General features: G+C 72.1%; 8 protein-coding genes. 7 read left to right on the top strand and 1 reads right to left on the bottom strand.

The features are described from left to right. Window positions 1–19 precede the first annotated feature (19 nt). The 5 genes from AB0J04_RS24635 (at window position 20) to AB0J04_RS24615 (ending at window position 7,644) form a co-directional block, all read left to right on the top strand. Window positions 20–1,201: an ROK family transcriptional regulator gene (locus AB0J04_RS24635; RefSeq protein WP_363170704.1), complete on the top strand. Its 1,182-nt coding sequence runs from the start codon at window positions 20–22 to the stop codon at window positions 1,199–1,201. A gap of 49 nt (window positions 1,202–1,250) precedes the next feature. After that, window positions 1,251–3,074: a carbohydrate-binding protein gene (locus tag AB0J04_RS24630; RefSeq protein WP_363170703.1), complete on the top strand. Its 1,824-nt coding sequence runs from the start codon at window positions 1,251–1,253 to the stop codon at window positions 3,072–3,074. A gap of 56 nt (window positions 3,075–3,130) precedes the next feature. Continuing rightward, complete coding sequence (locus AB0J04_RS24625; RefSeq protein WP_363170702.1) at window positions 3,131–5,488, top strand: glycoside hydrolase N-terminal domain-containing protein; 2,358 nt, start codon at window positions 3,131–3,133, stop codon at window positions 5,486–5,488. Further along, complete coding sequence (locus AB0J04_RS24620) at window positions 5,485–6,723, top strand: SGNH/GDSL hydrolase family protein (RefSeq protein ID WP_363170701.1); 1,239 nt, start codon at window positions 5,485–5,487, stop codon at window positions 6,721–6,723. Before AB0J04_RS24625 ends, AB0J04_RS24620 begins: the two co-directional genes overlap by 4 nt. A gap of 63 nt (window positions 6,724–6,786) precedes the next feature. Then, the gene (locus AB0J04_RS24615; protein WP_363170700.1) at window positions 6,787–7,644 is read left to right on the top strand and encodes a DMT family transporter; all 858 of its coding nucleotides are present in this window, start codon (window positions 6,787–6,789) and stop codon (window positions 7,642–7,644) included. 10 nt (window positions 7,645–7,654) lie between these two features. On the opposite strand, the gene AB0J04_RS24610 is transcribed toward AB0J04_RS24615, so the two are convergent. Beyond that, a complete protein-coding gene (locus AB0J04_RS24610; protein WP_363170699.1) occupies window positions 7,655–8,566 on the bottom strand; it encodes an SGNH/GDSL hydrolase family protein in 912 nt (303 codons plus the stop codon). A 179-nt stretch (window positions 8,567–8,745) separates the two neighbouring features. On the opposite strand from AB0J04_RS24610, the gene AB0J04_RS24605 reads away from it, so the two are divergent. Together AB0J04_RS24605 and AB0J04_RS24600 are read left to right on the top strand one after the other, a co-directional pair. After that, on the top strand, window positions 8,746–9,588 hold the full coding sequence (locus AB0J04_RS24605; protein WP_363170698.1) for a class I SAM-dependent methyltransferase: 843 nt from the start codon (window positions 8,746–8,748) through the stop codon (window positions 9,586–9,588). A gap of 214 nt (window positions 9,589–9,802) precedes the next feature. Then, a complete protein-coding gene (locus tag AB0J04_RS24600; protein ID WP_363170726.1) occupies window positions 9,803–12,103 on the top strand; it encodes an N-acetylmuramoyl-L-alanine amidase in 2,301 nt (766 codons plus the stop codon). Window positions 12,104–12,108 lie beyond the last annotated feature (5 nt).

Here is a 12,108-nt window from a genome sequence, read left to right as displayed (position 1 = left end):
GGGCCATAAGTTCCCGGCCATGCCCTCGCTCTCCCGCTCGCACTTTGCCGAGAGGTTCCCCGCCGGGACGCCGGCCGCTTCGCAGATCTTCACCACCGCGCTGTCCCAGGGGCCGCTCACCCGGCTCGAACTGGCTCGTCGGGCCGGTCTGTCCGCGGCGGCCGTCACGAAGGCGGTCCGGCCCCTGATCGAGTCGGGATACCTGGTGGAGGACGCGGACCCGGACGCGCCTCCCGCGCTCGGACGGCCCGCGAACCTGGTGCGCGTCGACGGCGGCCGCGCCCTGTTCCTCGGGCTCAAGCTCACCGGCGACGAGATCTTCGGCGTGCTCACGGACCTGCGCTGCCGGATCCTGCTCGCCCGGCACGTGCCGCTCGCCGACCGTGCTCCGAAAGCCGTCCTGGCCTCGGCCGCAGAGGTCGTCCGGGAACTGCTGACCGAGGCGGACGACTACGGCGTGCGCGTCATGGGACTCGGCATCGCCGCCGCGGGCGACGTGGACCGGGCCGAGGGCGTGGTCCGCTACTCGCCGTTCCTGGAGTGGCGCGAGGTGCCGCTCGCCGAACTCGCCTCCACCGTCACCGGCCTGCCGGTCACCGTCGACAACGACGTACGGGCCCTCACCGTCGCCGAGCAGTGGTTCGGCGCCGGGGTGGGCCTGTCGGACTTCGCCGTGGTGACCGTCGGCGCGGGCATCGGCTGCGGTCTCGTGGTCCACGGCCGGGTGGTCGCCGGGGCGCACGGCGTGGCCGGAGAGATCGGCCATGTCACCGTCGACCCGAACGGGCCGCTGTGCCACTGCGGCAACCGCGGCTGTGTCGAGGCCGTCGCCGCGGACCCGGCGATCCTCGCCCGGATCCGCGAGCGGACCGGCGTCGAGGTCACCGGCGCCGCCGAAGCCGTCGAACTCGCCCGCGGCGGCGACCCCGAGGCGCGCGAGGCGTACGCCAGGGCGGGGGAGGCGATCGGCCGCGGCATCGCCACCGTCGCCAACCTGCTCGGCCCGGAGCGGGTGGTCATCTCCGGCGAGGGCCTCGCCGCCTACGACCTGTTCGCCGAGCAGATCCGCAGCGCCTTCGCCGCGGCCGCGTTCGGCTCGGCCGCGCAGTGCGACGTCCAGACCCGCCCGCTGCCCTTCGAGGAGTGGGCGCGGGGGGCCGCGGCCACCGCCATCCAGTCCTTCATCACCGACCCCGTCTGACCCCCACAACCCCCACCGTCACCCCCACCCCCCCCAGGAGGTACGACCCATGCGGTCACCCTCGCACTCCGCCCTGCCCGCACGCGCCCTGAGAGCCGTCCGAACCGTCAGCACCGTCAGAGCCGTGGTCGTCCTGGCGCTCGCCGTCGGCACCGCGACCGTCGCCCCCGCGGCCCAGGCCGAGACGATCCGGCCGGTGGCTGCCGCGAAGCCCTACATGGGCTGGTCGAGCTGGAGCATGCAGTCCTCCAAGTACCCGGGTCTGAACCCCGACGGCGACTACAGCTACTTGACCGAGGCGAACGTGCTCAAGCAGGCCGACGCCCTCGCCGCGAAGCTGAAGAAGTACGGCTACGAATACGTCAACATCGACGCCGGCTGGTGGCGCGACAAGGCCTGGAAGCCGGAGTTCGACCAGTACGCCCGTCAGAAGGCCGACCCGCAGCGCTTCCCCCGGGGCATGAAGGCGGTCGCCGACCACGTGCACGCCAAGGGCCTCAAGGCCGGCATCTACCTGCCCGTCGGCCTGGAGAAGGAGGCGTACGCCGACGGCAAGGCCCCGATCTGGAACGCCGACGGCTGCACCACCGCCGACATCGTGCACCCCGACCTGCGCACCACCAACGGCTGGGACAGCGCCTACAAGATCGACTTCTCCGACCCCTGCGCGCAGAAGTACATCGACTCCCAGGCGCGGATGTTCGCCGACTGGGGCTACGACTTCCTCAAGCTCGACGGCGTCGGACCCGGCTCGTTCAAGAGCGGCGACAACTACGACAACATCGCCGACGTCGCCGCCTGGCAGAAGGCGATCGCCGCGACCGGCCGCCCGATCCACCTGGAGGCGTCCTGGTCACTCGACATCGGACACGCCGCCGACTGGCAGAAGTACACCGACGGCTGGCGCATCGACACCGACGTCGAGTGCTACTGCAACACCCTGGTCTCCTGGGAGAACTCCGTCGACGACCGCTTCGACGACACCCCGGCCTGGACCCGGCACGCCGGCTCCGGCGGCTGGAACGACCTCGACTCCCTCGATGTCGGCAACGGCGCGATGGACGGCCTGACCAAGGCCGAGCGGCAGACCTACGCCACCCTCTGGGCCATCGCCAAGTCCCCGCTCTACACCGGCGACGACCTCACCCGCCTGGACTCCTACGGCCTGTCCCTGCTGACCAACCGCGAGGTCATCGCCGTCAACCAGGGCGACACGCCGCCCGCGCACCCGGTCACCCCGTCCGACCCCCAGCAGGTGTGGGCCGCGAAGAATCGCGACGGCACGTACACCGTCGCCCTGTTCAACCTGGCCGACGCGCCCGTCTCGGTGAGCGCCGACTGGACGACGCTCGGCTTCACCGGCAAGGCGGCCGTCCGCGACCTGTGGAACCACGAGAACCTCGGCGCCCACAAGAGCGGGATCACCCAGGCGCTGCCCGCCCACGGCTCCCGCCTGTTCACCGTCGCCCCGCGCGGCACCACGCTGACGTACACCGGCCACGAAGCCGAGGCCACGGCGAACACCCTCGCCGGGAACGCCTCCGTCGCCGACTGTTCGGCCTGCTCCGACGGCAAGAAGGTCGGCAACCTCTACCTCGGCGGCAAGCTCACCGTGAACGACGTCGTGGTCGGCAGGGCCGGTACCTATCAGGTCAAGGTCGCCTACATCAGCGGCGACGCCCGCTCGGTGGAGGTCTCGGCGAACGGCGGCGGGGCCACCCGCCACAAGTTCCCGTCCACCGGCGACTGGGGGACCGTGTCGATCGTCCACGTGCCCGTGACGCTGAAGGCCGGCGCCAACACGATCACCTTCGACAGCGGTTCGGGCTACGCGCCGGACATCGACCGGATCGACGTACCGAAGTCCTCCTGAACGCTTCGGGGCCCGGCGCCGGCCGCCGGGCCCCTTCTCAGACTTCTGGAGCCGTCATGAATCCCCGCCCCAGCAGAAGAACCCTGCTCTCCCTCGCCGCGACGACCGGAGCCCTGGCCGCACTCCCGACCTTCACCGCCACCGCGGCACCTCAACGGCCGTCCGCGTCAACAGTGTTGGGGAGCGACCCGCGCCACCGGCTGTGGTGGCAGGCCCCCGCCGACGACCACTCCATGATCGAACAGGGCCTGCCCGTCGGCAACGGCCGCCTCGGCGCCCTCGCGAGCAACGACCCGGGCCGCGAACTCCTGCTCATCACCGACGCCGCCATGTGGACCGGCGGCCTCAACGACACTCTGGACGCCGACGGCCAATTCCCTTACGGCCGCGCCGACTTCGGCTCCTTCACCCTGCTCGCCCGCCTCACCGTGGACCTCCCCGACCACGACCTGTCCGCCGTCAACGACTACCGCCGCACCCTCGACCTCTCCCAGGCCGTGCTCACGACGACCTACGTGCGCTCCGGGGTGACGTACCGGCGCCGGCTCTTCGCCAGCCGCCCCGACGACGTGATCGTCCTGCACTTCACCCAGAGCGGTGGCGGCCGCTACACCGGATCCGTGACCCTGGACGGCACCCACGGCGAGACTGACACCGGTGCGGAGTCGTTCGGCGCGGCCCTGCCGAACGGCCTGCGCTACGGGGCCGCCGTCACGGCGCACGGCGGCGGCGGCCGGGTCCGGGTGCACGGCGCCCGGATCGACTTCACGGGCTGCACCGACCTCACGGTGGTGGTGAGCGGCGGCACGAACTACGCACCCGACGCCGAGGCGAAATACCGCGACCCGTCCCTCGATCCTCAGAAACTGGCCCGGACGAAGGTGCGCGCGGCCGCCGCCCACCCCGCAGACACACTGCTGCGCACCCATGTCGCCGACTACCGGGCCCTCTACGGCCGAATCGACCTCTCGCTCGGCGAGTCGACCGCCGAGCAGCGCTCCCTGGACACCTGGCAACGCCTCACCGCACGCGCCCGCGACAAGACGCCCGACCCCGAACTCGAAGCCTCCTACCTCCAGTTCGGCCGCTATCTGATGATCTCCGGATCCCGTGGCAGCCTCCCGCTCAACCTCCAGGGACTGTGGCTCGACGGCAACGACCCGGACTGGATGGGCGATTACCACACCGACATCAACCTCCAGATGAACTACTGGATGGCCGACCGCACGGGCCTGTCCCAGTGCTTCGACGCCCTCACCGACTACTGCCTCGCCCAACTGCCCTCCTGGACCGCACTCACGCGCTCCCTGTTCAACGATCCCCGCAACCGCTATCGCAACTCCACCGGCAAGAACGCCGGTTGGACCGTCGCGATCTCCACCAACCCGCACGGCGGCATGGGCTGGTGGTGGCACCCCGCAGGCAACGCCTGGCTGGCCAACACCCTCTGGGAACACTACGAGTTCACCCGCTCGCGCACCCATCTGGCCAGGATCTACCCGCTGTTGAAGGGCGCCTGCGAGTTCTGGGAGGCGCGGCTGCTGCCGACGACCCTCCCCGGCTCCGGACGAGAGGTCCTCGTCGCCGACAGCGACTGGTCGCCCGAACACGGCCCGCTCGACGCCCAGGGCATCACCTACGCCCAGGAACTGGTGTGGGAGCTGTTCGGCCACTACGGCGAGGCCGCCGCGGAACTGGGCGAGGACGCGGCCTACGCCGACACGATCGCCGGCCTGCGCAAGCGGCTGCACCTGCCGGAGGTGAGCCCCGAGACCGGCTGGCTGGAGGAGTGGATGTCCCCCGACAACCTCGGCGAGACCACCCACCGCCATCTCTCCCCGCTGGTCGGCCTCTTCCCCGGCGACCGCATCCGCCCCGACGGATCCACCCCGAAGGACATCGTCGACGGCGCCACCGCCCTCCTCGCCGCGCGCGGCATGAACAGCTTCGGCTGGGCGAACGCCTGGCGCGCCCTGTGCTGGGCCCGCCTGAAGAACGCGGAGAACGCCTACGAACTCGTCGTGACCAACCTGCGCCCGTCGACCGGCGGCGGCAACGGCACCGCCTTCAACCTGTTCGACATCTACGAGGTCGAACAGGGCCGGGGCATCTTCCAGATCGACGCCAACTTCGGCACGCCCGCCGCGATGACCGAGATGCTCCTCCACTCCCGCCCCGGCCACCTGGAACTCCTGCCCGCCCTGCCCGACGCCTGGGCCGCCGCCGGACATGTCACCGGCCTGCCCGCCCGCGGCGGTTTCGTCGCCGACCTGCGCTGGCGCGACGGCATACCCACTTCGCTTCGGCTGCGCAGCGTCGGCGGCCGGACCACGACGGTGACGTACGCCGGAGCCTCCCGCACGGTGGACGTGCGGCCGGGGCGGTCCGTCACGCTGAAGGGCTTCACCCGATGACGGCCCGCCGCTTCCCGGCCCGCCGCTCCCTGGCCGGTCGTTCCCCGGCGCGGCTGCTCGTCGCCGCCCTGTTCGTCGTCACCTTGTTCGCCGGCGCCGTGCTTCAGGGGGCTCCGGCGCATGCGGCCGAGCCCCGGCACGACGTCATCACCTGGGGCGCGTCCGCCGACCGGGTGGGGGAGGGCGTCGCCGACCGCGGCTACCGGCTCGTCGTGCGCACCAGCGTCGGAGGCAGCGACCTGCGGATCCGGCTGACCAACGCCTTCGGCGACCGTCCGGTCACCTTCGACAGCGTCTACGCGGGAGTGCGGCAGCAGGGCGCGGCACTGGTGCCCGGGAGCAACCGGCGGCTGCGCTTCGGCGGCGCGGACTCCGTCACGATCCCCGCCGGCGGCACGGCGCTGAGCGACCCGCTGTCCGGCCGACTGCCCGCCGCGACCGACCTGGCGGTCAGCCTGCACTCACCGGACGCGGCGGGCCCGGCGAGCGGTCACGGCATGGCCATGCAGACGTCGTACCTCGCCCAGGGCGACCACACGGCCGAGGAGAGCGCCGATCGGTGGGGCGCGACGACCGGTTCGTGGTTCTACCTCGACGCCGTCTCCGTGCGCGCGAACGCGTCGACGGGCGCGGTGGTCGCGCTCGGCGACTCCATCACGGACGGCTGGCAGTCCACGTCCGACCTCGCCCGCCGCTGGCCCGACTACCTGGCCCGCCGTCTGCAACAGGCGAACACCGCGGTCAAGGGGGTGGCGAACGAGGGGATCTCCGGCAACAAGGTCCTCGCCGACGGAGCCGGCCAGAGCGCGCTGAACCGCCTGGAGCGGGACGTGCTGTCCCATCCGGGCGTGCGCACGGTGTTCCTCTTCGAGGGCGTGAACGACATCAAGGCCCACACCGAAGTGACGGCCCAGGAGCTGATCGCCGGCTACCGGGAGATCCTCCGCCGGGTGCACGCGGCGGGCAAGTGTGTCGTCGGCGCCACGGTCGCCCCCTTCGAGGGCTGGTCGGAATGGGATCCGGCCGCCGAGACCGTACGCCAGGAAGTCAACGCGTTCATCCGCACCAGCGGCGAGTTCGACGCCGTCACCGACTTCGACCGCATCCTGCGCAGCCCCTACAACCCGCAGCGGATCCTGCCCTTCTTCGACGGCGGCGACCATCTGCACCCCAACGACAAGGGGATGCAGGCGATGGCCGACGCGGTGGACCTCACGGCGCTCGACTGTCCCTGATCGCCTGCCCGGGCGGCGCATGCTCAGGCTGAGGGCGCGGCGAAAGCGAGGCATGGTGGAGTCATGATCGTGCTCGCCCTGCTCTTCGCCGTCCTGGGCGCCGCCAGCAACGCGGTGGGCACGGCCTTTCAGCGCAAGGCCGCGGCCACGGTGGCGCGGGGCGGCGGAGTGCGGCTGCTGCTCGCCCTCGCGCGGCGGCCGGCCTGGGCGATCGGCATCGCCGGCGTGATGGGCGCCGCGCTGTTCCAGGCCCTGGCCCTGATCAACGGACCGATGGCGCTGGTCCAGCCCGTGTTCATCCTCGAACTTCCGTTCGCCCTGCTGGTGGCGGTGCCCCTGCTGCACCGTCGGCTGTCCGCCGACGCCTGGTGGGCGGTCGGGGGAGTGGTGGCCGGACTGGCCCTGCTCCTGGCCGCGGCGGCCCCCTCCGGCAACCGGCTGCAGGCCGGCATGGACCGGTGGATCCCGGTGCTGGTCATCGGCTCGGCGGCGATGGCCGGGGCGGTTCTCCTCGCGTGCTCCGCGTCCTCGCCGTTGTTCCGGGCCGCCGCGCTGGCGTCGGCCGCGGCGGTCGGCAACGCCCTGACGGCGGCTCTCCTGAAGTCGGCGACAGACCGCCTCGCCGACGACGGCCTGCCCGCCTTTCTCACCACCTGGCAGACCTACGGCTTCGCGATCACCGGAGTCGCGTCACTCCTCCTGCTGGAGAACGCGCTGCAGGCCGGCCCCCTGGCCGCCTCGCAGCCCGCGCTGACCATCGGCGACGCGGCGGTGAGCCTCCTGCTGGGCGTCGCGCTGTTCGACGAGCAGATCCGCACGGGCTGGTGGCTGCTGCCCGAGGCGACCGGCGTGCTCCTCATCCTCTGGGGCGTACTACGGCTGACCCGTGTGGTGCCGAACCTCGCCGGCGTCGTCCACTGAAGCCGGACGGTCAGCGGCCGCCGCGCCCGTGGGTGAGGCGCTTCAGCACCGCACCCGCCATGGCCTCCTCGCCCTTGGCGTTGGGGTGCGCGGGAGCGGCCGGCGAGGCGGGCTGCAACGGCTCGATCCAGCGCACCGCCGGGGACTTGCACATGTCGTGGCCGATGGTCGGACCGTAGGTGTCGACATACTCCGCGTGGTTCCAGCGGGCCACCAGACGGAGCATCAGGTTGAGACGCTTGCCGGTGTCCCGGAGGTAGGGGAAGTCCCGCGTCGCGAACGGCACCGACGGCGCACAACTGCTGCCGTCGTCGGGCAGCAGGTCCGGATAGCCGACGAGCAGCACCCGGGCGTGCGGGGCCCGGTCGTGCACCGCCTCCAGCACCCGCGCGATCTTGGGCGCGGTCTTGGCGATGGTGACGCTGAGCTCGTCGACGCCGGAGGCGCCGTAGTGGCGCTGGCACGGATTGCCGGTCGGGTCCGTCGGGGCCAGCTGCACGCAGGTGCCGATGATGGCGCCGAAGCCGATGTCGTTGCCGCCGATCTGCACGGTCACGATGTCGCTGTTGCGGCCCACCGCGTCGAGCTGGGGGCCGTTGGTCCCCTGCGGCTTCCACATCTGCTCGGTCGTCGCCCCGCCGCAGCTGACGTCCTTGAACTGGCTCACCCGTATCCGCCCGGCCACGATCGACGGGTAATTGTGGTCGGAGCGCGCGCAGTTGGCGTCGACCTGCTTGGGGATGAAGGGTCCGGACGTGTAGGAGTCGCCGAGCGCGACGTACTGGCCGCCACGGCCCCCGCCGTGCGCCGCGGCGGGCACCGCCGAAGCGGCGACGAGCGCGCAACCCCCCAGCGCCGCCAGGAGGGTGACGCTCTTTCGGCGACGGTTGCCCCGGCTCCCCGTGCCCACGTTGCTCTGCATCGCGTTCCTCCCCCTTGGACCGACGCCCGACCGACGACGCCGTCACGTACGCCTGTTGTACCGTTCGACGGGGCTTGTATACCGCCGGGTAGGTCGCCGGGGCCAGAGCCGGGAGCGTACGGGTTCACCAAGGGCTCGAAACCGTCGGCGACCGGGCCGACTCGTGGAGTGGAACTGAGATGCCTGACGGATGGGAGTGGGACCGCACCCTGTTCCGGGGCAGCGCGGCCTATTACGAGCGCGGTCGGCTCCCCTACGCCCCGCGCTTCGCCGAGACGCTGGCGACTGCCCTCGGACTGGACGGCCGGGGCAGACTCCTCGACGTCGGCTGCGGCCCGGGCATCGTGCTGCTCCCGATGGCGCGGTTCGTCGCCGAGGCGGTCGGCGTCGACCCGGACGAGGACATGCTGGCCGAGGCCGAGCGACAGGCCGCACGGCGCGGGGTGACCAACGCCCGGTGGGTGGCCGCCCGCGCCGAGGACCTGCCGGCGGGGCTGGGCGAGTTCAGTGCCGTGGTGTTCGCCCAGTCCTTCCACTGGACGGATCGCGATCGGGTCGCGGCCACCGTGCGGGAGATGCTGGCGCCGGGCGGCGCGTTCGTCCACGTCAGCGACCTCAAGGACGCGCCCGCCGACCCGAGGCCGCTGCCCTCGCCCGAGCCCCCGTACGACCGGATCCGCGATCTGGTGCGCCGTCACCTGGGCCCGGTGCGCAGAGCGGGGCAGGGCGCCCTCGTGCACGGCACGCCGGACCGGGAGGACCTCGTCATCTCCCGGGCGGGATTCGGGCCCGTCGAGCGGCACGTGGTGCCCGCCGGGGACGTCGTCGACCGCACTGCGGACGAGATCGTCGCGTGGGCGTTCTCCCGATCCGACTCCGCGCCGCACCTGTTCGGCGACCGGCTGGCGGACTTCGAGCGGGAACTGCGCGCGCTGCTGCTGAAGGCGGCAGCACCCGAGAGCGGCTTCGCGGAGCGACTTCCGGCGACCGAGATCAGGATCTGGCGGAAACCACAGGCCTGATCCGGGCGAAACCTGTAGCCCCCGACCGTTTCGGTGATCTGCGTCACGCGGGCAGCTTCCGCTGTGATGATCTTCAGGCCTGGAGCGCTGTGCTCGGTGGGCGGCCCGCGTGACGGGTGTGCCCCGAGTGACTTGTCTTCTGTGGCCTTCACGGCCTTCTTTGGGGGTATTCGTCGTGAGTCGTCGTTCGTCGCGCGCGTACAGACCGTTGAGTCTGAAACGGCGCGCATGGCTGACGCTGGGCGCGGTGGTCCTGGGCGGTGGCGGTGTGGTGACCTACGCGGTCGCCGGCCCCTCCGACCATTCCGGGGCCTCCGGCCGGTCCAAGCGGCCGGTGAAGGTGTACGACATGGGACTGAAGGGCACCGCGGGCGACCGGCGGGAGCTGGCGCGCACGGGCACCGCGCAGTTCTCGATGCTCGGCGTCTCCTGGACGGGCGCCGCCAAGCGGCTCGACGGCACGGCGCAGGTGCGCACCCGCAGCCTGGCGAGCGGCGCATGGAGCGCCTGGCACGAACTGGACGTGGACGTCGACCCGCTGGACCGTCCGGAGCCCGGGGTGCGCGGCTCGTCGGAGCCGCTGTGGGTCGGCCCCTCGGACGGCGTGCAGGTACAGGTCGTCCGCAAGGACGGCACCACCAGCACGTCGCTGCCCCAGGGCATGGAGGTCAACCTGGTCGATCCCGGCGTGGTGACCGCCGCCGAGACCAAGGCGGGCGGCGACGCGACCGAGCCGGCCGCGTTCGTCGCCGACGAGACCCCCGACCCCACCGACACCTCCGCCACCGAGCCGGCCGAGTCCACCGACTCCGCCGCTCCGACCGACAGCGCCACAGCGACCCCGACGGACAGTCAGACCACCGCGTCCGCGGAGCCGACCGACACCACGACCTCGGCCACGCCGACGGACTCGGGATCCCCGTCCGCCACGCCGAGCACGACACCGACCCCGACCCCGAGCCCGACGGCCACCGTGCCGGTCCCGCCGAAGTCCACCGTGCCCGAACCGCCGATCACCTCGCGGGCCGGCTGGGGCGCGGACGAGTCGATCAGCCCCGAGGCGCCGGAGTACAACGCGGACGTCAAGGCCGTCTTCGTCCATCACACCGACGGCGCCAACGACTACTCCTGCGCCGCCGACTCGGCGTCGATCGTGCGCGCCATCTACGCCTACCACGTGCAGGTCAGCGGCTGGAAGGACATGGGCTACAACTTCCTGGTCGACAAGTGCGGCACGATCTTCGAAGGCCGCAAGGGCGGCGTCGACCTGCCGGTGTTCGGCGCCCACACCTACGGATGGAACCGGGAGTCCGCGGGCGTCGCGGTGCTCGGCGACTACACCACCACCAGCGCCTCAAGCGCCGCCCTCGCCTCCGTGGCCCGCCTGGCGGCCTGGAAGCTGGGCCAGTACGGCGCCGACCCGGCCGGGACCGTCCAGCTCACCGCGGGCGCCACCCAGAAGAACCTGTCCGGCACCGCCTTCACCGCGGGCGCCAAGTACACGTTCCAGCGCATTTCCGGACACCGGGACGGCTACAACACCCTGTGCCCCGGCGGCCTGCTCTACGACCAGCTGCCGACCATCCGCGCCTGGGCGGCCGGCCCGGTGCAGGGACTGAAGGTCGCCTCGGTGAGCGGCGCGACCCTGTCCGGCTCGACGTACTACACCAAGGGCGCCGTCACCGTGCGCTGGTCGACCACCACGCCCGGCACACTCATCTCCAGGACCGAGCTGCTGGTCGACGGCAAGACCGCGGCCACCGCCGCCGGCACCGCCACCTCGGCGAGCGCGACCCTGGCCGCGGGCAGCCACACCGTCGCCGTACGGGCCGTCCACCAGTCCGGAAAGACGACGACCAGCGCCGCGTTGACCGTGGTGGCCGACACCGCCGCCCCGACCTTCACGACCGCCCCGAAGCTGTCCCTGCGCACCGGCGCCGTCACCGCCACGGCCGTCCCGGTCACCCTCGGCTGGAAGGCCGTCGACGACAAGGCCCTGCGGGAGGTGAGGCTGCTGGCCCCCGCCACGGCCACCTTCGGCCCGACCGTCACCACTTCCAGCCGCACCGCCAAGCCCGGCGCCGCCGCCATCTGGTCGATGCAGGCCTACGACTACGCCGGCAACTCCCGTGCCTCCTCGGCCTCCTACACCCCGGCGATCCTCCAGGAGACGTCCGCGACCAGGTCCGGCGCCTGGACCGCCCGCTCCTCGACCAGTTACCTGGGCGGCAAGTCGTACTCCAGCGCCACCGAGGGCGCGAGTCTCACCTGGACCTTCACCGGCCGCTCCGCCGCCTGGGTGGTCTCCCGCGCCGCCACCTCGGGCCAGGCGTACGTCTACGTCGACGGCGCCAAGGTCGCGACCGTCGACCTGAAGTCCTCCACCACCCTCTACCGGCAGGCGGTCTGGACGAAGACCTGGTCCACCAGCGCGAAGCACACCGTCAAGATCGTCGTCGTGGGCACCTCGGGCCGCCCGACCGTCACCACCGACGGGCTCGTCTACATCAAGTAGGCACG

The organism is Streptomyces sp. NPDC050263 (assembly GCF_040655955.1).
Lineage (GTDB): Bacteria > Actinomycetota > Actinomycetes > Streptomycetales > Streptomycetaceae > Streptomyces.
This window is presented reverse-complemented; position numbering and strand designations above follow the sequence as displayed.

Coding starts and splice junctions, on each gene's coding strand:
- AB0J04_RS24615 (WP_363170700.1), top strand. CDS start 6,787: ATGATCGTGCTCGCCCTGCTCTTCGCCGTCCTGGGCGCCGCCAGCAAC.
- AB0J04_RS24620 (WP_363170701.1), top strand. CDS start 5,485: ATGACGGCCCGCCGCTTCCCGGCCCGCCGCTCCCTGGCCGGTCGTTCC.
- AB0J04_RS24610 (WP_363170699.1), bottom strand. CDS start 8,566: ATGCAGAGCAACGTGGGCACGGGGAGCCGGGGCAACCGTCGCCGAAAG.
- AB0J04_RS24630 (WP_363170703.1), top strand. CDS start 1,251: ATGCGGTCACCCTCGCACTCCGCCCTGCCCGCACGCGCCCTGAGAGCC.
- AB0J04_RS24605 (WP_363170698.1), top strand. CDS start 8,746: ATGCCTGACGGATGGGAGTGGGACCGCACCCTGTTCCGGGGCAGCGCG.
- AB0J04_RS24635 (WP_363170704.1), top strand. CDS start 20: ATGCCCTCGCTCTCCCGCTCGCACTTTGCCGAGAGGTTCCCCGCCGGG.
- AB0J04_RS24625 (WP_363170702.1), top strand. CDS start 3,131: ATGAATCCCCGCCCCAGCAGAAGAACCCTGCTCTCCCTCGCCGCGACG.